We start from the raw sequence: 21,866 nt of genomic DNA, 5'->3' as shown, positions 1-21,866 counted from the left end.
TTTTTCCTTTATCGCGCACGCCCCGCCCCAAACCGTTATTGGCTGTAATTGTTGCGCTTTCAGCAATTTTTATTCTTTTACTTAACCGCTCGCAACTGCCCGAAGCGCAACTACTGAGTGCCAGCCATACTTTAATGGCCCCAACCGACATTCCGGGTTATGCCGAATTAAAAAAACGCTGGCAAAACAACTCTTTAGTTGAAACCCAGATCACACCTAAAGCCGAGCTACAAACCGAATTACCGGCTAAACCACGCAACTTAATTTTGGTTTATCTTGAATCAGTAGGCACTCCCGTTATTAATCACCCCGACTGGCCGGGGCTAATGCCGCATTTAAACGAACTCGTTGCACATCACTCAATTGCCGACGACATCTATGCCAGTTCATTTATTACCATTGAGGGTATTGTTAACACCCAATGCGGTACATTATTTCCATTTGATCGCGGCAGCGACAGCTTAGCCAATGGACACAATTTGGGTGGAAATTTACCGTGTCTGGCCGATGTCTTAGAGCATGCTGGCTACCAAAACCGCTACCTCGGGGGGGCAGAACTGGCATTCGCCGGCAAGGGAAAATTCTTACAAGCACACGGCTTTCAAAACCCCATGGGACTGAGCCACTGGCGTCAACAAGGCATTAAACAACGTCCAGGTACATGGGGCATTAGTGATCCCGACATTTTTGCGCAAGCACTAACCCAATACCAAGAGCTTAGCGCCAACGATCAGCCGTTTAACATCACGTTACTAACTATTGGCACTCATATACCCGGGTTTCTTTACGAAGAATGCGAGAACTATAGCGCGAGCGACGATCCATTTTTAAATAGCCTACACTGCACCGACCAGCTACTGCACAAATGGCTACAACAACTCAAAGCATTAAATGTCTTTGACGATACGACGGTGGTCATTACTGCCGACCATAGTGTTTTTAGCAGCCCAGCAATGAATCGTTTATTTGGCGATGTTATTGAAAATCGGCGGGTGCCGCTGGTAGTGCTGGGGGCGGAACCCCCTCGCGCGGCAGTAACAGGGGCCGGCTACGATTTAGCACCCACCGTGCTCGATTTGCTCGACATTAAACACAACGCCACTTTTGCACTGGGCCGTTCGCTGCTTAAACCTAGTACGAGACCAGATTATCTATTGAATCGCTATACTGAAGTATACGATGATCAAATTCATGCTAACGCTAATCGCCAATGTAACAACCCTACTCCTGTGCCGTTTAGCACTGGCATACCAAATGCCTGCCAACGTAACGATTTATTCAATCTATTACGTCGCCAAGTTGAAAGTCTTTCTCCAGTTGCCGCAAATATAAATTGTGACAACCCAGAGCCAATAGCAATATCATTCCCTGACAGCAATAAAGACTCTCTGAGCATTTCATTACAAGAGCGAGAGATCAGCCGTTATTTCTCACAAGAGGGACGCGCGATTAAGCGTTCATCAGGGCTGTACCTAATATGGTTTGATGCCAATGGTCGATTAGAAAGTACCGAGTATGCACGCGCCGAGCGCGCTGCCAATGAGCTTCGTACATTACCGCAAAGCGACATCACTCGCAGCTGGGTGGCCATCTGGGTCGCCCCTACGGACACCAACAACATCACGCTGCCAACATGGCTGGACGCCGATCCCGCGAGCAATGGGGTCTACCTAGGGTACAAAAAATCACAAAAAATTATCTGGACCGCACATATAATGCAACCCAAAACAAAGCACTGGGAATTGGACACTGAAGCTTGCCTGTCAGCGCTTACGACGCCATAACACTCACAAACACATCAAGCTAAAGGTATTTACGTCACGATGGATCTGTCATGGAAGGTATTAGCAACGCCATTAAAGAGTGCAGCAGTAAAAGCTATTTTAACCACCGCAGGGCTCGTTACACTCGTCCTCCTCTTGGACAACAACCTCGATAACACGAGTTCTAAACAGAAAATCTTAGCGAATTTGTTACCTGCAATACTGCTATGGCTCGGCTTGCTCGCCATAACTCGACGATTCATCATTAGCGCTCTTGTGAGTGGGTTAGTAACCTTTGCATTATTTGCAATCAGTGCCGCCAAATACGATCATATTGGCCAACACCTAGGTTTTCAGGATGTATTTCTCGGACCTCAAATCATTCAAGGCTGGGATCTTTTTTCACAATATACCAACCCATGGCTGCTAGCCGTTACCGCAGCGGGCTTGCCTGTCATTTTTATTCTTGGCTGGCGCGAGCGCCCACTTCCCATAGTCGTCGCAACATTGTGTTTTATAGTTTGCTTTGGTGGTTTTTACAGTATTAGTTCTGACAAAATAGTACCTGACACTTTTTACGGCTCACGAGCCTACGGGGCACGCCCTTGGAATGCTAATTCTACCGCCGAAGATCAAGGGTTACTCGCGGCCATAGTGACTGGAGCACGTGTCGCTCAGTTTTCACCCCCTCCGTACGATCAAACATTGATTCAAAGTTTCACCCAACAACACCCTTTAATATCGAGTCAGAACAAAGTTAAACCCGACATTATTCTGTGGCTCGGCGAGAGTTTTTTTGATCCCGGCATTTTTGCGCATGTCGACACCTGCGACCCACTACCCACTTTTTGCAATCTACTTAACGCCAGCTTAAGCGGCAGCATTAAAGTGCCAACATTCGGCGGCAACACCACCCGCACAGAATTTGAGGTTTTGACCGCGGTACCTTTTAAACTATTAGGCAGCAAGGATTACCCTTACTCGACAACTGTACATAATCAGTTTGACTCAATAGCGTGGTCACTAAAAGCTGAAAATTATCACAACGTAGCCATTCATCCGCATGACAAAACCTTTTGGCAGAGAGACCGCGCACTTCCTCTTCTTGGATTCGATGAATATCTAGGGAGGAAAGATTTCAACAACAACAACAAAGCAGGTTACTGGATATCAGACGCCAGCCTCGCGCAAGAGGTAATAGACAAACTCGACGCAAGCCAACCACCGACCCTACTTTTTGCTATTTCAATGGAAGGGCACGGACCTTACGGTAGCCAAAAAAATCTTGACGAAAAAAGATTAAATACAATTCCAGCTCCCGAGCACCTAGATGCAACAGAGGCAAGGATGTGGCGAGAATACATATATCATGCACAAAACACGGCGCACTCACTGACAACTCTTAAAAATTATATCGATCAGCGTAAACGCCCAACATTACTCGTTTTTTTTGGTGATCACCTGCCAGGAATGAAGCCTTTATTTAAGCAAATGGATTTTGATAACCTTGCCAACGCACACCAACAAAGCACTCCAGTACTTGCACTGGCCAACTACCCAATTGCCAGTAATTGGCTGCCACAGTTTAGTTACGAGGTAGGATTATGGACGTTAGAACTAGCAGGAAATAACACTCCATCGCAATTGCAAGAGCTCGGGCAAGCGACCTCGATGGCCTATAGTGATAACGACAACCTGGTGTTTAAAGACGTAGTAAAAGCCATGCAAGCCAGACAAATCAGCTCGCCTGCACCATGACATCTAGTCCCTCAAAATTTATTTTAAACCCAACACATCTTGCATATCGTAAAGACCAGGCTCTTGGCTTAAAAGCCAACCGGCTGCGCGTACCGCGCCATTACCAAAGGCTAACCGACTAGAGGCTTTATGAGTAATCTCGACGCGTTCACCATCGGCTAAAAACATAACGGTGTGCTCGCCCACAACATCGCCGCCGCGCACGGTGGCAAAGCCAATAGTGTCGTGATCGCGAGCACCTGTTTGGCCCTCACGGCCGTATACTGCCACTTTGTTTAAATCGCGACCGGTACTATCGGCAATCACCTCCCCCATACGTAAGGCAGTGCCTGAGGGGGCGTCTACTTTATGGCGGTGATGGGCTTCCACGATCTCAATATCCGATTCGGCGGCCATTACTCGGGCAGCGGTTTCCAGTAATTTGAAACACAAGTTTACGCCGGTACTGAAATTAGCCGCTAGGCATAAAGGAATTTGGCTTTGGTAATCTAGCAACTGTTGTTTTTCTGTGTCACTAAAACCAGTCGTACCAATCACCATAGCTTTGCCGTGCTTGGCACACAACTCTGCGTTAGCGAGAGTTGTGGCGGGCGAAGTAAAGTCGATCAGTGCATCAAAGCTATCGATGACGTCAGCTAGATCCGTTACTAATGCAACGTCTTGCTTGCCAATACCGGCCAATTCACCGGCATCGGCTCCAACTAACGAGCTGCCTGGGCGGACAATGGCGGCTGTCAATTCAGCACCGGCGGCAGCAACGGCCGCCTCAATTAAAATCTTTCCCATGCGCCCTGCGGCACCGGTTATGGCAATACGTACTGTCATGAATTAACCTATTACAAATTAAATTTCGTTATTGGCATCGTCAAACAAATGCCCAAGCTTACCTTTTTTAGTTTCAAGGTATTTAGCATTGTGCGGGTTACGCCCCGTCTGATGAGGAATACGCTCAGTTACAGTAATCCCCATATCCTCTAGCGCTTTTATTTTGCGCGGGTTATTGGTCATTAATTTTAAGGAATGAATATTTAAATGATCCATCATCGGCTTTAAGATACTGTAATCGCGCATATCGGCACCAAAGCCCAATTGCTCATTGGCCTCAACCGTATCGGCTCCACAATCTTGCAAATGGTAGGCTTTAATTTTGTTCAGCAAACCAATGCCGCGCCCCTCTTGGCGCAAGTAAAAAATGGCACCCCGACCGACAATAGAGATTTTATGCATCGCCGCTTGCAGTTGCGGACCACAATCACAACGCATACTAAATAGCGCGTCACCGGTTAAACATTCAGAATGCACACGGGTCAGTACCGCTTCCGGATCGGACATATCGCCCATAGTCAGCACTAAGTGCTCTTTGTCCATGCCGTCATCGGCAAAACCGTGCATGACGAACATTCCCCATGGGGTTGGCAGTTTGGATGACTCAACAAATCGTATGGTCACTGATGTCTCTCTATAAAGTGCTAAATACAGTTACAGCAATAGTGTCTAAAAATACAACGGAGTGGCCAGCGCAGCGTGACTATTGCGCAACACGCAGCACTAACACGCCATTATCGGTAGACATATCGACGTTACTCAGAAAACTGTTACCCAATAAAATATCTTGGCTGCCAAAATTAGCAATCACCACAGCTTGGACATTACTGAGAGTAATACCACCTACCGCAACACTGCGCAGCCAAACCGCGTAAGCGTGAGTCTGGCCATTGGCGGTAGTCACCACACCTTGATCACCGTTTTTATAATCCAGACCTAAGCGCTCGGCATGACCAACGCCCATGGCAACCGAAGTTGCACCGGTATCGACCAAAAACTTAACGCTTTGACCATTGATCATTCCCGATGAACGGTAGTGTCCGCCGCTAGATTGATTAAGCCGAACCTCTATCGACTCGGCCTGTACAAAGCTAGTGGCAATACGGCTCGACAGCGTTAAGCTATATTGCACTCCGTCGTATTCCACCTCGGCACCAGTGCGTGATGAGCTAATCAGTGTCACGCCCTCGGGGCTAGTTTGGCCCGCTCGTAACATCCGTTGCTTGCCATCGAGACTGATTAACGCCGTATCCTTTGCCAACATTTTTGCCGACAGATCGGCTGCAGCAACTGTGCCACTTAGCATCCAAGCAGTGGCAATTATTACCAATCTAAGCAGCCACATAGTTGCCTCCTAGGGGTTTCTTTTAAGTGAGTGGTTTACACCAACCACCAAATTAAGAATTGCATAACAAACCAGGCATACACCGCCGCTAAAACATCATCAATCATAATGCCAAACCCGCCCGATATTTTTCGGTCGGCCAGCGACACCGGCCAAGGCTTGGCGATATCAAATATCCGAAACAACACAAAACCGGCTAACATCCAATACCAATCGGGCGGTGCCAGCAGCATGGTGATCCAGTAGCCCACCATTTCATCCCAAACAATACCGGGGTGATCGTGCACGCCCAACGCACGCGAGCTTTTCTCGCACCAGTAAACCCCAAGGGCAAAGGTCACCAACAACCAGAGCAAGTACAAAGATAAACTTAAATCGCTGATCAGCCAGTACGCCGGAATCGCGGCCAAAGTACCAGCCGTGCCCGGTGCTTTAGGCGCAAAGCCCGAGCCAAAACCAAAGGCAAATAAATGGTTGCTGTTGCTAAACAGTTCACGTCGGCTAGGCATAGGTAAAGAGTTTGATTGGCTCATATTAGAAATGTCGGTAACCTGTCTGGTCGACGCTGTAGATCGCGCCATCGAGTTCACAGTGCACCCCAGCGCCGCTGACAATACGGCCGATGACGCTCGCCTGTATATTGCCTTGCGCTTGCGCCATTGCCAGCAGCGGCATATTTTGCTCCGACACGGTAAACACTAATTCGTAATCGTCACCACCGGTTAATGCCCAATGGCGAACTTGTTCTGGATCAGATTTTTGCAGTGCCTCACTGAACGGTAATTGCGCGACATCAATTTCGGCCGCCACATCGCTCGCCTCGCACAAGTGTCCGAGATCGGCCAACAAGCCATCGGAGATATCCTGCGCACTACTGGCAATATCACGCAATAATATCCCCTCTTTAATACGCGGCTCTGGGCGGTAGAAGCGCGCTTGCAAATACGCGCGATCTGCCGCAGTGCAATGCATTAAGGCACTGCCCGCTGCGACATCTTTATTCATCAACCCGAGCGCCGCGGCACTGTCGCCCAAGGTATGAGTCACCAACACAAAATCATCAAGATTTGCACCATCGCGTCGCAACGCGCGAGCAGCCGGCACTTGGCCAAGCATCTGTATACTGATCGTGAGCGGGCCGCTGGTGGTATCGCCGCCAATTAAATTGCAATCGTACTGATCGGCGCAGGCCTTTAAGCCACGACTAAAATCGGCCACCCATCCGCTTCGCGCTGCTTCACTCCAATGCTGGGGTAGTGTTAACGCCAGCGTAAACCAATGCGGCTCGGCGCCCATCGCGGCCATATCGCTTAGATTAACCCGCAATGCACGCTGACCGATTTCTTCAGCTGGAGCATCGGCAAAAAAGTGCACGCCACTGACCAAAGTATCAGCCGCCACGACCAAAGCTTGGTTCGCATCGGTTTTTACCAGCGCCGCGTCGTCACCAATACCCAGCAACACTGATGCCGGGCTTAGCGCATCGGGGGCCGCTTTAAAATAGTGATTGATTAGCTCAAACTCGCCAGCACTCACGATTACTTCCTTAAAACAAAGCGTTAGCGGTTCTGCGCTTTAACTTCCAACGCGCGTACTTCAAGCGCAGCTCGGTCGAGCACACCGTTAACAAACTTGTGGCTATCCGTTGCGCCAAACTTTTTAGCCAAGCCAACCGCTTCGTTGATCACTACCTTATAAGGTACATCAACACGAAACTTCAACTCGTAGCCAGACAGACGTAACAGCGCTTCAGTGACCGGATCTAACTCGGTGATTGAGCGGCCCTGCAAGTGCGGTTCAATTATCGCCTGCACTTCGTCTAGGCGTGCCGGCACTTCGTGTAATATTTCGTGAAAGTAAGCTACGTCGACGTTTTTCATGTCGTACTCAGCACGAAAAGATGCCTCAATGATGTTGACGCTATTGCCAGACATCTTCCACTGATACAAACCTTGCAGTGCATAGTGTCGTGCCTTACGGCGCGCCGATGGCGACGGGCCTTGCTTATCGGTTGTGCTCATTAAATCTTACCTAGCAATGAAACCATTTCGAGTGCAGTTGCTGCCGCCTCGACACCTTTGTTACCGGCTTTAGTGCCCGAGCGCTCAATCGCTTGCTCGATAGAATCCACTGTAAGCACACCAAAAGTGATGGGGACACCGGCATTCAAAGACACCTGTGACAAGCCTTTAGTACACTCGCCAGCCACATATTCAAAATGTGGCGTACCACCACGAATCACCGCGCCTAACGCAATAATTGCATCGAACTCACCTTTGGCGGCAATTTTTTGCGCAACCAACGGAAACTCAAATGCACCCGGCGCGTAATAAACAGTGACGTTCTCGTCACTAATGCCATGGCGACGCAAGGTATCCAACGCTCCGTCTTTTAAGCTTTCAACCACAAAGCTGTTCCAACGGCTAACAATCAGGGCGTATTTGCCTCTTGCCGCAGAAAAATCACCTTCCACAATTGTGTTGTTCATAATGACTATCTCTTACTGTGTAATATTTGTTTAATCGGCATCAGGGCCGACATAACCTACCACTTCCAAATCAAAACCCGACAGCGCCGAAAAACGCATAGGAACCGACATAACGCGCATTTTGCGCACGCCTAAATCACGTAAAATTTGCGAGCCGGTGCCAACTTGTTTGTACACCACATCGGCACTGCGCCGCTGTGGCCGGCCAGATAACAACCAGTCAATGGACTCTTCCATATCGGTGGTGGTTTCATCGTGACAAATCAGCACCAATACCCCACGGCCTTCATGCTCAATCCGCTTGAGCGCTTCGGCGTAAGTCCAAGAGCCCACACCATCAACTAACGGACGTTTTACCCCCAATAAGTCGCGAGCGGTATCCATCACATGAACCCGCACTAAGGTTTCGTCGTCGGCCGCTAACTCGCCTTTCACCATTGCAAAGTGCAAATCGCCACGAGCTAAATCACGATAGGTATGCAGCTCAAAGTTACCGTACTCAGTAGCCACAGCGCGCTTATTAATGCATTCAACCGTTTGCTCTTTGGTCGCACGGTAATGAATTAAATCGGCAATAGTGCCTATTTTTAAATTGTGGGTTTTGGCAAACTCTTCCAGCTCGGCTCGACGCGCCATAGAGCCGTCGGGATTCATCACCTCAACAATGACTGCGGATGGATCAAAGCCTGCCATGCGCGCCATATCACAACCGGCTTCGGTGTGGCCGGCGCGACTCATTACGCCGCCTGGCTGGGCAATAATCGGAAAAATATGCCCTGGCTGCACAATGTCTCGCGGCTTAGCATCGGCGGCAACGGCAACGCGTACGGTGCGCGCACGATCGGCGGCCGATATACCCGTGGTAACGCCTTCAGCCGCTTCAATAGAGGCGGTAAAGTTGGTCGAGTGCTTAGCTTTGTTGTCTTGCACCATCAGTGGCAGGCCCAACTGCTGGCCTCGCTCGGGGGTGATAGTGAGACAGATTAAACCGCGTGCATGGCTCGCCATAAAGTTAATGTCTTCGGCGCGCACTTGTTCGGCAACCATAATGAGGTCGCCCTCATTTTCACGATCTTCGTCATCCATCAGGATAATCATTTTGCCCTGACGCAAGTCGTCAATCAGCTCTTCAACTGTATTTAATTCCATCATCGGTTAAAACCGTTCTCTGTCAAAAATTCCAGCGTAATATTATCGCTATCGGGGGTTGCGGCTTTATCGCCTTGCAACAGGCGCTCTAAGTAACGGGCCAAGACATCAACCTCTAAGTTGAGTTTAGTACCCGCGCCATAGCCATCCATAATAGTTTCGGCCAAGGTGTGCGGCACGATATTTAATTCAAACTCTGCGCCCTCCACTTTGTTCACCGTTAGGCTCGTGCCATCAACCGTAATCGACCCTTTGTGAGCAATATAACGCGCCAATGCTTGGGGCGCGCGCAAACGAAATCGCTCTGAACGTGCATCGGCGGTACGGCTAACCACCTCACCCACACCATCGACGTGGCCGCTGACAATATGCCCGCCCAAACGAGTGGTCGGCGTTAAGGCCTTTTCTAAATTCACTTTTTGTCCGCAGCGCCAGTGCCCAATGGTGGTTAGCGCTAAGCTTTCACGCGACACATCAGCCCGAAAGCCATCACCGGGCAAATCCACCACGGTTAAACACACGCCGTTAGTGGCAATCGAATCACCCAATGCAACATCGGTTAGATCTAATTTGTTCGTGCGAATACGCAAACTAATATCGCCGTTGCGCGGGGTCAACTCTACTACATCGCCGATAGCAGCTATGATTCCGGTAAACATCGCAGCCTCTTGTTAACTGTCTAAATCGGGTACGGCAGTGATACGCCAGTCATGCCCTACCGCGCGAATATCATTAATGTGTAATGGCAGTTGGCCCGACATTTTATCCACGGGCAAATCAAACAAACCACGCGCATTATTACCCAACAGCTTGGGAGCCATATAAATAATGATTTCATCTAACAGGGCGCGACGTAAAAAACCACCAGCCAAAGTCGCGCCGGTCTCGACTAATACAGTATTACAACCGCGCCGGCCCAACTCATCAAGCAGTGCCTCTAATCGAACCCGGCCTTTAAGCGCCGGCAGTGCGAGATGTTCGACATGATCGGGCCAGTTATGTTGCAGCTCGCCGCCAATGTGAACCACCAATATTGGCGAACGGCTTTTGACCAACTCGCAATCGGGGTGCAGGCGCTGGTTAGAATCTAATATCACCCGTAACGGCTGGCGTAATTCACCATCGACAGGAGCTTCGGGCCAGTCTTCTCGCCGCACTGTTAAGGTGGCGTTATCGATCAAAACTGTATCGACACCGGTAATTAAGGCGCAGCTGGCAGCGCGCAAACGCTGTACGTCTTCGCGCGCGCGGCGACTGGTCACCCAACGGCTCTCGCCGCTTTGCATGGCGGTACGGCCATCCAAACTCATGGCTAATTTGCAGCGCACCCAAGGGCGGCCACGGGTCATGCGGCGAATAAAGCCTGCGTTTAACTCTAACGCATCTTCCTCTAGCAGCGGCCCGGACACTTCGATGCCAGCGTCGCGCAAATGCATAATGCCGCCACCGGCGACTGCTGGATTAGGGTCTTCCATCGCGTACACAACCCGCGCAACTCCAGCTTCCACTAAGGCCTGGGCGCAAGGACCGGTGCGACCAGTGTGGCTACAGGGCTCGAGCGTGACATAGCAAGTTGCACCCGTTACGGCGCGGCGCCACGCAGCGGTATCATCAGCCGATTCGCCAATGCGTTCTGCCGCATCTCGCAGCGCGCAGATCTCGGCATGCGGGCCACCAGCGCGCTGGTGCCAACCGCGTCCGATTACGTTACCGTCGCGTACTAGCACACAGCCAACCATCGGGTTAGGCGTTGTTGTGGTAAGGCCACGGCGCGCAAGGCCGAGCGCCTCAGCCATAAAGGCGCGATCAGAGATAGTCATATTCAACATCGTTAAAACGGGCCCGAATAGGGCAAAAACGGCTACTGCTCCGCCGCATGATCACCCTCGTGGGCTTCTAGACGGTCGATTTCTTGACGAAATTCATGCAGATCTTTAAAACTACGATACACCGAAGCGAAGCGTACATACGCCACCTCGTCTAGCTTCTGCAACTCATCCATCACTTTTTCACCCAAACGACGCGAGCCAACTTCGCGCTCACCGGTAGCTTGTAAAAAGTGTTTGATATTGTTGATCGAGCTCTCGATGGACTCTACCGATACTGGACGTTTTTCAAGCGCACGCTGTAAACCGGCTCGCAACTTGGCCTCGTCAAAGGGCTCGCGGGTGCCATCTTGCTTAATAATACGTGGCATCACCAGCTCAGACACCTCATAAGTGGTAAAACGCTCGTGGCACGCTAGGCACTCACGGCGCCGACGCACTTGGTTGCCCTCGGCGACCAAGCGCGAATCAATCACCTTGGTATCATCGGCACTGCAAAAGGGACAATGCATGGCTGTTAGCCTCGCTTGGCGTAATTTGCGCGCATATTAGCACAAAAAGGCGACACAAAGGACGCCTGCTTAGCGCTTGCCGGCACGCTGACGTACGGCCTCAAACAGACAGATACCAGTGGCCACCGATACATTCAAACTGCTAACACTGCCGGCCATTGGAATTTTAATCAGCTCGTCACAGGTTTCTCGCGTCAGGCGCCGTAAACCGGTGCCCTCGGCCCCCATCACCAACACCATAGGACCAGTCAGGTCAGATTGATACACCGTCAGACTGGCCTCGCCCGCAGCACCGCGCAACCACATGCCACGCTCTTGCAGCTGGGTTAAGGTCCGAGCAAGGTTAGTCACCGGAATAAACGGCACTGACTCAGCCGCGCCACAAGCCACTTTGCGCACTGTGGGATTAAGCCCAGCGGCGTTATCTTTAGGGGCAATAACCGCATGTACACCTGCCGCATCAGCCGAGCGCAAACAGGCACCCAAATTATGCGGGTCGGTTACCCCATCCAGCACCAACAAAAACGGCGCTTCATCGAGGGCATCCAGCAAATGGTACAAATAGTTTTCATCGTGAACCTGACCCGGTCGGCAGTGAGCAACAATGCCCTGATGATTACCATCGCCTACCAACGCATCCAGTTTTTTACGCGCCACCTGCTCTACAGCTATGCCATTTTGCGCAGCCAGCTGCAGCACTTTTTGCACTCGCTGATCTTGGCGCCCTTGCAGTGCCATTAAACTCAGCACCCGCTCGGGGGCGCTTTTTAGTACCGTAGTGACTGCATGCAGCCCGTATAGGGTTTCTGTTTTACTCACGAATCTTCGCTCTCCAATGGAGGCGCGCCGCCGCTGTACTTATCACACCAGAACAGCATGGCATTGGTGCGCCTAAGACTTCTTTTTAAACTTCGCCAGCGTCTTCTTAAATCCAGCTGCTGCCTTCGCAAATATAGATTCGCTCTTTTTTGCTGGACTACTTTGCGACGATCGAACTGCTGAAGCCTTCGACGATTTACGAACCGACGAGTCGGATTGAGAGCCATTAGAGCGCTTCCTCTTACGTGGTTTACGATTACCTTCGGAGCCCGAGTAAGACTTTTGACCGCCCCCACCGCCGCGCTTACCTTGGCGCTCATCGGTTTTGCCGCCATTACGCGAGCCCGATTTTTGGCCCGGCTTGTTAGAGGTTTTTTTGCCTTTGCCGCCAGCTTTACCAGCGCCCTTGCCCGAGCCACGACTGTCTTTAGCGGCTGCTCGGCGGCCGGATTTTACCGAGTCGAGCTCAAAATCAATTTTGCGTTCCTCCAAGCTTACGCGCACAACTTTAACCGTAAGCTCGTCACCCAAACCAAATACTTGGCGAGTGCGATCACCAACCAAACGGTGCTTAGCCGGATCAAAGCGATAGTAGTCTTGAGGCAAGGCCGTTATGTGCACCAAGCCATCGACGTAAATATCTTTTAACTCGACAAACACCCCAAAGCCGGTGACAGCACTAATAATGCCTTCAAACACGTCACCGACTTTGTCTTCTAGGTACTCACACTTCAGCCAACTCACCACATCGCGCGTGGCTTCATCGGCACGGCGCTCGGCCAGTGAGCAATGCTCCCCTAGGGCAACCACATCGGCGACTTCGTAGGGATAAATTTTACCGCGTGGAATATCATCAACACCGTCAACCCGAGTGACGTGCGATGACACTTGCGATGAGCGCACTACCGAGCGAATAGCACGGTGGACTAATAAATCGGGATAGCGACGAATGGGTGAGGTGAAATGCGCGTAGGCGTCATAGCCCAAGCCAAAATGACCTTCGTTTTCAGCCTGATACACGGCTTGACGCAAGCTGCGTAGCATAACGGTCTGGATCATGTTGGCATCGGCGCGGCCTTTAATCGCCTCCATCAACACCTGATAATCAGCTGAAGTAGGCTCGTCTCCACCACCTAAACCTAGGCCTAACTCACCTAAAAACTCACGCAAGTTTTCTAGTTTTTCAGCCGTTGGGCCCTGGTGGACACGGTACAGGCAGGCAAGGTTATGCTGCTCTAAAAAGCGCGCAGCACAAACGTTAGCACACAGCATGCACTCTTCTATAAGCTTGTGCGCATCGTTACGTTTAACCGGTACGATGTCTTCGATTTTACGCTCATCGTTAAACAAAATTCGAGTTTCAACGGTTTCGAAATCAATCGCACCACGCTCGCTGCGTGATTCGCGCAACACTTTATACAAATTATGCAACGCCTCGATGTCGCCCAAGCGATCGGCATACTCGGCTCGCATAGCTTCATCGCCGGCAATAATAGCGCCCACTTGGTTGTAGGTCATACGCGCATGTGAATTAATAATGCCTTCGTAAAATTTATAACCGGTGACTTTACCGTGAGTGTTAAGTGTCATATCGCACACCATCACCAAACGGTCGACGTGCGGATTAAGCGAGCACAAGCCGTTAGAGATTTTCTCCGGCAGCATAGGAACTACATGATCTGGAAAGTAAACGCTAGTGGCACGGCGCTTGGCGTCTTCGTCCAAACCGCTATTGGGGCGCACATAATGCGAAACATCGGCGATCGCAACCAGCAAGCGCCAACCACCTTTGCGAGGCTGGCATAAAACGGCATCATCAAAATCGCGCGCATCTTCACCATCAATAGTAACGAACGGCAAATCACGTAAATCGATACGCCCGCCCTTATCATTATCATCAACCTCAACAGGTAACGCTTCGGCCTCGGCAAGCGCCTCGTAACTCCACTGATTGGGAATCGAATGCGCCTCGATGGAAAGCTCGATCTCCATACCCGGCGCCATATGATCACCCAACACTTGAATGACTTTACCCTGCGGGGGACGCTGCTTATCGGGCTGGCGGGTAATTTCTACCACAACAATCTGACCCGAGCTTGCGCCCATTTCGGCGCCTTGAGCGACCATGACATCTTGCGTTACGCGGCGGTTCTCGGGGCGCAAAAATTGCACCCCATCTTCTTTAATAAAGCGGCCAGCCAACGAGGTGGTGTTGTGTGATAGCACCTCGACAATAGCACCCTCTTCACGGCCACGGTAATTCTCGCCCTGCAACCTAACCAACACTTCATCGCCATCAAACACTTTACGCATTTGGCGGTTGTGCAGGTAAATATCTTCACCTCCTTCGGCGGGTACAGCAAAGCCGTAACCATCGCGATGGCCTTGTACGCGGGCGCGTACCATATCCATGCGGTCGACCCGTGCAAATGCACCGCGGCGGTTACTGATTAGCTGACCATCACGGGCCATAGCGATAAGCCGACGACGCAGCGCCTCGATATCGTCTTCAGTGACCATGCCTAATAAGTCACAAACCTCGGGGTGAGTGGCGGGTCCATCCTGTCGATCCAACAACTCTAGGATGACTTCACGGCTAGGGATAGGGTTATCGTACTTCTGCGCCTCTCGCTCGGCGAAAGGGTCCACGGGTGGACCTTGGCGTTTACTCAAATGACGTGCCTCATAAATTAACAAAAACAAAACAGCCACCCGCTGCGGATGGCCTGATATAGGACATTATAGGGTATATAGAAGGTTAAACCTATGCGCCAGGGGTTTTACCCCAAATCAAGTCTCATCTACAGCACCCAACATCGCCATATTTAAGCAGAGCGGCCCCTTTGTGCTACACCAATTTAATCGCCAATAGACTCCCGAAACGCCAACAAGGCATAATCGGTCGTTAATACATTTAATAAAACCTCGGAGGCCATCATGGCAAACCACATTCTGGCGATCGATCAGGGCACTACCAGCAGTCGCGCCATTATTTTTTCGGCCGAGGGCCACGCACTCGCCAGCGCCCAATGTGAATTCGAGCAACATTTTCCCAACGATGGCTGGGTAGAGCATAATGCCGACGAGATTTGGCAGGTCACCGCCAAAGTCTGCCGCGAAGCGCTAGCCAAACTCGATGATCCGCGCAGCGTTATCGGCATTGGCATCACCAACCAACGCGAAACCACCGTTGTCTGGGATCGCGCCACCGGCAAACCCATCCACCACGCCATTGTCTGGCAAGACCGGCGCACTGCCGAAGCCTGCCGAACCCTTAAAGCCGCAGGCCACGAAGACCTCCTGCGCCAGCGCACCGGCCTGCTGCTCGACCCCTACTTTTCGGCCAGCAAAATTGCTTGGATTTTGGATAACGTACAAGGTGCGCGACAGCGCGCCGAGCAAGGCGAACTCGCCTTTGGCACTATCGATAGCTGGCTAATCTGGAACTTTACCGGCGGCAAAGTTCACGCCACCGACGCCACCAATGCCGCTCGCACCTCGCTGTTTAATATTCACCAGCAGTGTTGGGACGACGATTTGCTCGAACTGTTTAAGATCCCTAAAACCATGCTGCCCGAGGTGCTCGATTGCGCCGCCGACTTTGGCACCGCGACTGAGGGCTTCGACGGTGTCACGCTACCCATTGCCGGTGTCGCAGGCGATCAACACGCCGCCATGATCGGCCAAGCCTGTTTTAGCGCCGGTATGATCAAAAGCACTTACGGCACCGGTTGCTTTGCCTTACTACACACCGGCGACACACCTATCACCTCCAACAACCGATTGCTCACCACCCTCGCCTACCGCTTAAACGGCAAGCCACAGTACGCACTAGAAGGCTCGATTTTTATTGCCGGCGCCGCCGTGCAATGGTTGCGCGATAAACTCGGTATTATTCAGCACGCCGACGAAACCGAAGCACTCGCCCAATCGCTAAAAGGCAATAACGGTGTTTATTTGGTGCCAGCCTTTACCGGCTTAGGAGCACCCCACTGGGAGCCAGATGCTCGGGCGTTAATTTGCGGTATGACGCGCGACACTGGCCGCGCCGAAATCGCACGAGCAGCACTAGAAGCTGTGTGTTATCAAACTCGCGACCTGCTCGCCGCAATGAGTATGGACGCCGGCCAACACCCTGCGACGCTCAGGGTTGACGGTGGCATGATCGCCAACAACTGGCTCTTGCAGATGCTTGCCGACATTACCGAAGTCCCCACCGAGCGCCCCGAGATGATCGAAACCACCGCGCTAGGTGCAGCTCGGCTGGCAGGGTTACAACTGGGTATTTTTAAAAGCCTAGACGAAGTAGCCGCCAACTGGGTGCTAGAAAAACGCAGCGAGCCGACGATAGAAAACAACAAACGCCAACAAATGCTTATCGGCTGGCAGGCTGCATTAAAGAAAAGCCTGTCAGCCGATTAAGCCCTGCGAGCTAACTACGGATGACTAATGACCATCCGCAACGAGGAGATGGATGCCTGCAACTCATGTTTATGGGGAAACTCGTTTCGAGCTTGCACCAGCGTATCTAGTGCCTGCTGATAATCATGCCGCCCTAACAACAGCTGAGCCTTGCCCAGCAGCGCCCCTAAGCGACTGCTGGGCAAGGTCACCGCGCGCTCATATAACAGCTCGGCACGGGTATAATCACCCGCTTTGCGTTCGCACTCGGCCAGCAGCAACAAGGCGCGACCATTGGTAGGATCACTTGCAACGGCATCACGCAATAACGGTGTCGCGTGCTTGAGATTGTCCACTCGGTAATAAAGCTCCGCGCGGTGCAACGCCAACTGGCTTTTCTCGCTATCGGTTTTAGCCCATTGCTGCAACTGCTTTAACAAAGCTTCAGCTTTTTCGATGTCACCTGATTGAATCAACCAATTGACCATTTGACTGGCCGTGCCGACATCGGCGCCGCCTTCTTGAACTGCCATAAGAGCCAGCTCACTGGCGCGACGTGCCTGCCCCTGTTTAAAATGCAACTGCGCAGCGGCATTTAGATTCTGCGGCGCACGATCCCCCAAACGGATGGCCACCTCTAAAGCCGCCAGCGCCACGGTATTATCTTTAGCTCGTAACCCCACATTAGCCCGCTGCAACCACAAGCTACGATCTTCAGGTTCTTGTATTAACAAATAATCCAGCGCCGCCAGTGCCGGCTGAAACTGTCGTGTTTCAATCAGTGCGTTTAATAACCCCTGACGCCAAGCGCGCGCATTACCATCTAGCGCAATGGCCTGCCCAAAAGCCGAAACCGCAGCCCACGCGTCGCCGCTCTGCAACTTTAAAAAACCTAACTGCCCATATGTTTGTGCATCAGCCCCACCCAGCAGCACCACGCGGGTAAGATGAGACTCGGCTTTTTCAGCCTCGTCTTGCTGCAAATATATCAGTGCCAAATAATAATGTGCACGCACCAAATCTGGCATTTCCTGCAGCGCCTTTTGCAGTAATGCTTGCGCCGGCCCGAGCTGTTCTTGTTGCAAATAAATTTGTCCGCTCAACAACAAAAGTGCCGGACCTGGCTCATCAACATCGCTCACCAACTTCAATGCCTGTTGATAATTACCGGCCTCTAACAGTGGCCGCAACTGCTGCGCCAACACCGCCTCTTCCGGCTTTAATTTTGCCTCGCGACTGTACAGCACCTGGGCATTGGGGACCTGCACAGAAATTGGAGCCAGCTCTATGTACAGTTCAAGCTCTGAAGCCATAGCGGAGGCACTCAAAAAAAGCGTAAACATAAATAATTTTTTCATGATTGACTCAACTCTATCGGCCAGTTAAAGGTCGCGCGCACGGCCGCCCCGGATTTTTGTGGCGCGCTAAAACGCGCCTGTTTAACCAGCTGATGAATCACCGGACGCAATTCTGGGTAAGGGTTATTAACTATCGAACGTAATGTCACCCGGCCATTTTCGTTGATCATGACATCCAACTCGACATTTACGCGCTTAACCCCACGCTGACGTAAAGACGCAGGGAAATCTACATCTAAGTCTGTCAATAAACGTGGAACTTCATCTAAATCGGAGAGGCCATAAGCTTGCCAATCTACATCTAGAGTTTGGTTCCAGCTCGGCCCATCAAATTGCACCGGTGGCGCTTCTAACATCAGAGGCTCGGCGCTTACCAAAGACTGGCTAATCTCTAACGGCATTTGCACCACTGAATCAAGCGCTGATAACTGCAGCGTTTGAGGTGTACTGGCCTGGGCCTGGTTTACAACCTGCGGGGGTGGCGGGGGTGGTGGCAAAGCAACCACTTGAGCTTTACGCAGGATGATCTTATCCGCCGCCTGCATAGGCGGCGCGCCGGATAAATGCAACAACACCAACAGCATCGCACCCAGTAACAAGGCGTAACCGATCGCTTGATACCAGCGTTGATTAATAGGTCGATTAAGGTTCACTGGCAATACTGACATTACTGGCACCGGCAAGCTTGGCTTCATCCAACACCTGCAACAAACGTTCGGCGCTGACGGATTTATCGGTTTGAATCACCACGGGTTTTTCAGAATTTTTAAGCAGCGGGCTGAGCGTGGGACGAATACCGGTCACACCGATATTACTGCTATCGTAGTAGACTGAACCATCGGCGGTAATCGCCAACAGTATAAGATTCTTGTCCAGCTGCGAGGCACTAACCGCTTGAGGCTTATCCACTTCCACTCCGGTTTCCCGCACAAAAACGGTAGTAACAATAAAGAAAATCAACAAAATAAACACCACATCAATCAGTGGCGACAAATCAATATGCTGATCTTGTTCGGCCTCTATACGCTGGCGCAGACTGGGATTCATACGGCAGCCCAAGCCTCAGCACGATTTACCTGCGAACGCAGCGCGCCCAGCAACAGCCAACCGGGGATCACCGCTAGCAAACCGGTTTTGGTGGTCAACATAGCATCGGCAATACCGCCGCTTAACAAGCTTTGAGTATCGTGCACACTGCTTGCCATAGAAGAAAAAACATCCAGCAAACCAACAATAGTGCCCAACAAACCCAACAGAGGTAATGCCGCAAGTAATGCCGCAAATGTGGACAACCACTGCCGCACTGAGTCTTGCCAGACGATGTCACGCTCAGCCAACATACGCTCAAACATCATGGCGTAAAGACACAGCGCCATGACAATAATTATCCACACTAATACGTTCGCAAAGGGATTCATGCGGCTACCTCCAGTTTACTCAGTTCAATAGCGCACTTTTCTAGCTCGGCTTCATAATGACGAGCACGGCGGCTAAGCAAGGCATGCAGCACCAGCGCAGGGATGGCGACAATTAAGCCCAGCTCGGTCGTTACCAGCGCCTCAGAAATACCACCAGATACCGCGGCCGGATCGCCTGCGCCAAAGATAGTCATTAACTTAAAGGTTTCAATCATTCCCGACACTGTGCCCAACAAACCGAGCAACGGCGCCACCGCTGCAGTAATGGCAATAGCACCCAAAAAACGCTCCAAATACTGTCGGCTTTGTAACAAACGAGCAAACAAACGATCATCACGATACTGCGAGACTGGCGTCGTCAGCGCGATATCGAGCATTTCGGCGGCCGCGCCTCGCACCTTGCTGCGTAATTCCGTCAAGGCTTCGCCTGGGGCTTTTTTAGCTTGATGGCACTTTTGCAAATACAACATTAAACGACTAACAGAGATCGCGCTCATTTTGGGTAGCCGCACAAACTGCACTGTTTTAAATATCGCGATAGTCAGCGATAGCAAACCAAAAAATAAAATTGGCAACGCCCAAATACCGCCTTTAGCAATATGTTGCCATGGGCTTTCTTCAACGCTGGCCATAAGTGCCGCACGATCTAAGCTCGGATCAAATGCAACCTGCGCACTACCATCGCGATATAAACTCGCAACACTATCAGCCCGATCACCCTTAAAAGCCAACGCGACTGTCGCAGCATTTTTCTCAACCCCGTCACTCTGGATCTTTGCCAAACCAGCAGCTTCGCTGTGCTCCTGCCAATACCAAGTAATTGGCCCTAGGGTGAGTAGTTTTGTCGATTCGACATACCCAGAGTCACGGGTTAGCGTACCGTCGCGCCACTGCGGCTGCAGCACATTATTAAGCGACTCAACTCGACCAGCTAATACATCGAGCTGCTGCGAAATGCTGGAGTGATCGGCGTCATTAACCAACCTACTGCGACGAAAATAATCCATCAGAAGGTTCTGCTGATAATTAGCCTGATCGTTCCAACGCTGCAAGCGAGTGCGCAACGTATCTAAACTTAAGGTCTGCTCATCGGCAGCACGCTGAATCGCGGCCGCCTCGCGGCGCAACTGCTGCACCTCTGCTTGTCGCTCTGTGAGCGCGCGCGTTAAACGGGCCGACTGCGAAGCAATATTTTCTTCCGTCTGCCCCAAGCGCCGTTCTGACGCCTGAATATCGTTAATCAATTGCTGTTCGATATCAGCGGCCACCACCGCAATTGGCAAGGTCAACAACAAAAACGAAAAAGTAAAAACCACAGATAAACGTTTTAATAATGCACACATTAATGAGCACCTTCTGACGGCTTAACGCTCAGCGCAATCGACACCATTTGGTACTCGGCCGTTTTTTCTAGCTGCGCTAATACTGCCAATAACCGCTGAGGATTGAGCTCGGGCTCCGTACCTGTAAGCTCGGCTTCATCTTGCCAAACCCAGCCTTGGGCACCAGAATAACCGGCGCCATAATGACGGCCATCACCGCTTACATACCAGCCACGAGCCAGCCCCATATAAAATTCGCGCACAGCCACACGCTGACCATTCACCTCAATGGTCGCGTGGTTTACCGCAATACGCTGATCAAACTCATCCAACTGCTTTAACTTACCCAGCACGCACCCCAGCACCTCACTGTTGTCAGCGCTATCGCAAGCACCTTGCTTTTCCCAGTCGCGCGCTAGCGGTGGCGGCAAACGCTGCTGATAAGCCTGCAACTGTCGCGGCAAACGATCGAGGCTTTCACTGGTTTTTTGCTGGTCTTGCTCTAACAGGTTTTGGCGTTGTAAGAGCTCTTCGCGCTCAGCTACGGCACTACCGACCTCGCCCTCGGCACGGCCGAGCAATGCTTTTAAGCTCTGGCGCTCTTCGTTGAGTAGCGCCAGTTGCAACTTTATAAGGGGCTCGCGTTCGCGCCACTGGCTTTTCAAGTGCTCACCCTGACGCTCAATTTGAGTCCATTGCGCCACTAACTTTTCGATACTTTCTGCCGCTGTGGCAACGGCCGAAGAACAGCCGAAGAAAAACGCAATAGTGGCAAGGCAAAGCTTATGACACCGCTGTAAATTCATCCCCATAGCACATTTCCATCAACTCCGAATAAGTCGCCATAGTAACACCCACGCTTGATAATGCAAATGATAACGA

General features: G+C 51.3%; 22 protein-coding genes. 3 read left to right on the top strand and 19 right to left on the bottom strand.

The features are described 5' to 3' along the window. Both GILYN3_RS00650 and GILYN3_RS00640 read left to right on the top strand, forming a co-directional pair. A partial coding sequence (locus tag GILYN3_RS00650; RefSeq protein WP_198147251.1) for an LTA synthase family protein occupies nucleotides 1-1,784 on the top strand: 1,784 nt, incomplete at its 5' end. A gap of 255 nt (nucleotides 1,785-2,039) precedes the next feature. Continuing rightward, a complete protein-coding gene (locus GILYN3_RS00640; protein WP_049721061.1) occupies nucleotides 2,040-3,521 on the top strand; it encodes an LTA synthase family protein in 1,482 nt (493 codons plus the stop codon). A gap of 18 nt (nucleotides 3,522-3,539) precedes the next feature. Here the strand turns inward: GILYN3_RS00640 and dapB are convergent, their stop codons facing one another. From dapB to rnr, 13 genes are all read right to left on the bottom strand, one after another. Beyond that, nucleotides 3,540-4,346, bottom strand: a complete 807-nt coding sequence (gene dapB / locus GILYN3_RS00635; protein WP_049721060.1) for a 4-hydroxy-tetrahydrodipicolinate reductase — start codon at nucleotides 4,344-4,346, stop codon at nucleotides 3,540-3,542. Nucleotides 4,347-4,364: 18 nt separating this feature from the next. Continuing rightward, nucleotides 4,365-4,970, bottom strand: coding sequence for a GTP cyclohydrolase II (gene ribA / locus GILYN3_RS00630; protein ID WP_084004977.1), 606 nt, complete (start codon nucleotides 4,968-4,970; stop codon nucleotides 4,365-4,367). A 79-nt stretch (nucleotides 4,971-5,049) separates the two neighbouring features. Then, on the bottom strand, nucleotides 5,050-5,691 hold the full coding sequence (locus GILYN3_RS00625; protein WP_049721058.1) for a retropepsin-like aspartic protease family protein: 642 nt from the start codon (nucleotides 5,689-5,691) through the stop codon (nucleotides 5,050-5,052). 35 nt (nucleotides 5,692-5,726) lie between these two features. Continuing rightward, nucleotides 5,727-6,224 carry a phosphatidylglycerophosphatase A family protein gene (locus GILYN3_RS00620; RefSeq protein WP_049721057.1) on the bottom strand — a complete coding sequence of 166 codons (498 nt, stop codon included), beginning with the start codon at nucleotides 6,222-6,224 and terminating at the stop codon, nucleotides 5,727-5,729. Between the two features lies 1 nt (nucleotide 6,225). After that, complete coding sequence (thiL, locus tag GILYN3_RS00615) at nucleotides 6,226-7,227, bottom strand: thiamine-phosphate kinase (protein WP_049721056.1); 1,002 nt, start codon at nucleotides 7,225-7,227, stop codon at nucleotides 6,226-6,228. Between the two features lie 23 nt (nucleotides 7,228-7,250). Continuing rightward, nucleotides 7,251-7,712: a transcription antitermination factor NusB gene (gene nusB / locus GILYN3_RS00610; RefSeq protein ID WP_049721055.1), complete on the bottom strand. Its 462-nt coding sequence runs from the start codon at nucleotides 7,710-7,712 to the stop codon at nucleotides 7,251-7,253. Beyond that, entirely contained in the window at nucleotides 7,712-8,179 is a 468-nt protein-coding gene (ribH, locus tag GILYN3_RS00605) for a 6,7-dimethyl-8-ribityllumazine synthase (protein WP_049721054.1), read from the bottom strand. The genes nusB and ribH overlap by 1 nt, the downstream gene beginning before the upstream one ends. 30 nt (nucleotides 8,180-8,209) lie before the next feature. Further along, nucleotides 8,210-9,328, bottom strand: coding sequence for a bifunctional 3,4-dihydroxy-2-butanone-4-phosphate synthase/GTP cyclohydrolase II (gene ribBA / locus GILYN3_RS00600; RefSeq protein WP_049721053.1), 1,119 nt, complete (start codon nucleotides 9,326-9,328; stop codon nucleotides 8,210-8,212). Continuing rightward, the gene (locus GILYN3_RS00595; protein WP_049721052.1) at nucleotides 9,328-9,987 is read right to left on the bottom strand and encodes a riboflavin synthase; all 660 of its coding nucleotides are present in this window, start codon (nucleotides 9,985-9,987) and stop codon (nucleotides 9,328-9,330) included. Before GILYN3_RS00595 ends, ribBA begins: the two co-directional genes overlap by 1 nt. A 12-nt stretch (nucleotides 9,988-9,999) precedes the next feature. After that, on the bottom strand, nucleotides 10,000-11,154 hold the full coding sequence (ribD, locus tag GILYN3_RS00590) for a bifunctional diaminohydroxyphosphoribosylaminopyrimidine deaminase/5-amino-6-(5-phosphoribosylamino)uracil reductase RibD (RefSeq protein ID WP_049722495.1): 1,155 nt from the start codon (nucleotides 11,152-11,154) through the stop codon (nucleotides 10,000-10,002). A gap of 35 nt (nucleotides 11,155-11,189) precedes the next feature. Further along, entirely contained in the window at nucleotides 11,190-11,666 is a 477-nt protein-coding gene (nrdR, locus tag GILYN3_RS00585; RefSeq protein WP_049721051.1) for a transcriptional regulator NrdR, read from the bottom strand. A gap of 69 nt (nucleotides 11,667-11,735) precedes the next feature. Next, complete coding sequence (gene rlmB / locus GILYN3_RS00580) at nucleotides 11,736-12,485, bottom strand: 23S rRNA (guanosine(2251)-2'-O)-methyltransferase RlmB (RefSeq protein ID WP_049721050.1); 750 nt, start codon at nucleotides 12,483-12,485, stop codon at nucleotides 11,736-11,738. Nucleotides 12,486-12,557: 72 nt separating this feature from the next. Beyond that, entirely contained in the window at nucleotides 12,558-15,158 is a 2,601-nt protein-coding gene (gene rnr, locus GILYN3_RS00575) for a ribonuclease R (protein ID WP_049722494.1), read from the bottom strand. 264 nt (nucleotides 15,159-15,422) lie between these two features. Here rnr and glpK point away from each other — a divergent pair, with 264 nt between their 5' ends. Next, entirely contained in the window at nucleotides 15,423-16,907 is a 1,485-nt protein-coding gene (gene glpK, locus GILYN3_RS00570; RefSeq protein ID WP_049721049.1) for a glycerol kinase GlpK, read from the top strand. Between the two features lie 14 nt (nucleotides 16,908-16,921). Here glpK and GILYN3_RS00565 read toward each other — a convergent pair whose 3' ends face one another. The 6 genes from GILYN3_RS00565 to GILYN3_RS00540 are packed head-to-tail and all read right to left on the bottom strand — an operon-like array spanning nucleotide 16,922 to nucleotide 21,796. Then, nucleotides 16,922-18,244: a tetratricopeptide repeat protein gene (locus tag GILYN3_RS00565; RefSeq protein WP_049721048.1), complete on the bottom strand. Its 1,323-nt coding sequence runs from the start codon at nucleotides 18,242-18,244 to the stop codon at nucleotides 16,922-16,924. Further along, nucleotides 18,241-18,912, bottom strand: a complete 672-nt coding sequence (locus GILYN3_RS00560) for an energy transducer TonB family protein (protein WP_049721047.1) — start codon at nucleotides 18,910-18,912, stop codon at nucleotides 18,241-18,243. Before GILYN3_RS00560 ends, GILYN3_RS00565 begins: the two co-directional genes overlap by 4 nt. After that, entirely contained in the window at nucleotides 18,887-19,291 is a 405-nt protein-coding gene (locus GILYN3_RS00555) for an ExbD/TolR family protein (RefSeq protein WP_049721046.1), read from the bottom strand. Before GILYN3_RS00555 ends, GILYN3_RS00560 begins: the two co-directional genes overlap by 26 nt. Then, nucleotides 19,288-19,662, bottom strand: a complete 375-nt coding sequence (locus tag GILYN3_RS00550) for a MotA/TolQ/ExbB proton channel family protein (RefSeq protein ID WP_049721045.1) — start codon at nucleotides 19,660-19,662, stop codon at nucleotides 19,288-19,290. The genes GILYN3_RS00555 and GILYN3_RS00550 overlap by 4 nt, the downstream gene beginning before the upstream one ends. Further along, nucleotides 19,659-21,005 carry a MotA/TolQ/ExbB proton channel family protein gene (locus tag GILYN3_RS00545; protein WP_049721044.1) on the bottom strand — a complete coding sequence of 449 codons (1,347 nt, stop codon included), beginning with the start codon at nucleotides 21,003-21,005 and terminating at the stop codon, nucleotides 19,659-19,661. The genes GILYN3_RS00550 and GILYN3_RS00545 overlap by 4 nt, the downstream gene beginning before the upstream one ends. Continuing rightward, nucleotides 21,005-21,796, bottom strand: a complete 792-nt coding sequence (locus GILYN3_RS00540; protein WP_084004976.1) for a DUF3450 family protein — start codon at nucleotides 21,794-21,796, stop codon at nucleotides 21,005-21,007. The genes GILYN3_RS00545 and GILYN3_RS00540 overlap by 1 nt, the downstream gene beginning before the upstream one ends. Nucleotides 21,797-21,866 lie beyond the last annotated feature (70 nt).

Origin of the sequence: Gilvimarinus polysaccharolyticus (assembly GCF_001187555.1) — a bacterium.
Classification (GTDB): Bacteria; Pseudomonadota; Gammaproteobacteria; order Pseudomonadales; family Cellvibrionaceae; genus Gilvimarinus; species Gilvimarinus polysaccharolyticus.
The sequence above is the reverse complement of the archived record's forward strand: the minus strand, read 5'-3'. Positions and strand labels throughout refer to the sequence as shown.

Excerpts from the sequence above, each read along its gene's own strand:
- dapB (WP_049721060.1), bottom strand. The coding sequence starts at position 4,346 with ATGACAGTACGTATTGCCATAACCGGTGCCGCAGGGCGCATGGGAAAG.
- GILYN3_RS00625 (WP_049721058.1), bottom strand. The coding sequence starts at position 5,691 with ATGTGGCTGCTTAGATTGGTAATAATTGCCACTGCTTGGATGCTAAGT.
- GILYN3_RS00620 (WP_049721057.1), bottom strand. The coding sequence starts at position 6,224 with ATGAGCCAATCAAACTCTTTACCTATGCCTAGCCGACGTGAACTGTTT.
- nusB (WP_049721055.1), bottom strand. The coding sequence starts at position 7,712 with ATGAGCACAACCGATAAGCAAGGCCCGTCGCCATCGGCGCGCCGTAAG.
- ribH (WP_049721054.1), bottom strand. The coding sequence starts at position 8,179 with ATGAACAACACAATTGTGGAAGGTGATTTTTCTGCGGCAAGAGGCAAA.
- ribBA (WP_049721053.1), bottom strand. The coding sequence starts at position 9,328 with ATGGAATTAAATACAGTTGAAGAGCTGATTGACGACTTGCGTCAGGGC.
- GILYN3_RS00595 (WP_049721052.1), bottom strand. The coding sequence starts at position 9,987 with ATGTTTACCGGAATCATAGCTGCTATCGGCGATGTAGTAGAGTTGACC.
- nrdR (WP_049721051.1), bottom strand. The coding sequence starts at position 11,666 with ATGCATTGTCCCTTTTGCAGTGCCGATGATACCAAGGTGATTGATTCG.
- glpK (WP_049721049.1), top strand. The coding sequence starts at position 15,423 with ATGGCAAACCACATTCTGGCGATCGATCAGGGCACTACCAGCAGTCGC.
- GILYN3_RS00565 (WP_049721048.1), bottom strand. The coding sequence starts at position 18,244 with ATGAAAAAATTATTTATGTTTACGCTTTTTTTGAGTGCCTCCGCTATG.
- GILYN3_RS00560 (WP_049721047.1), bottom strand. The coding sequence starts at position 18,912 with ATGTCAGTATTGCCAGTGAACCTTAATCGACCTATTAATCAACGCTGG.
- GILYN3_RS00555 (WP_049721046.1), bottom strand. The coding sequence starts at position 19,291 with ATGAATCCCAGTCTGCGCCAGCGTATAGAGGCCGAACAAGATCAGCAT.
- GILYN3_RS00550 (WP_049721045.1), bottom strand. The coding sequence starts at position 19,662 with ATGAATCCCTTTGCGAACGTATTAGTGTGGATAATTATTGTCATGGCG.
- GILYN3_RS00545 (WP_049721044.1), bottom strand. The coding sequence starts at position 21,005 with ATGTGTGCATTATTAAAACGTTTATCTGTGGTTTTTACTTTTTCGTTT.
- GILYN3_RS00540 (WP_084004976.1), bottom strand. The coding sequence starts at position 21,796 with ATGGGGATGAATTTACAGCGGTGTCATAAGCTTTGCCTTGCCACTATT.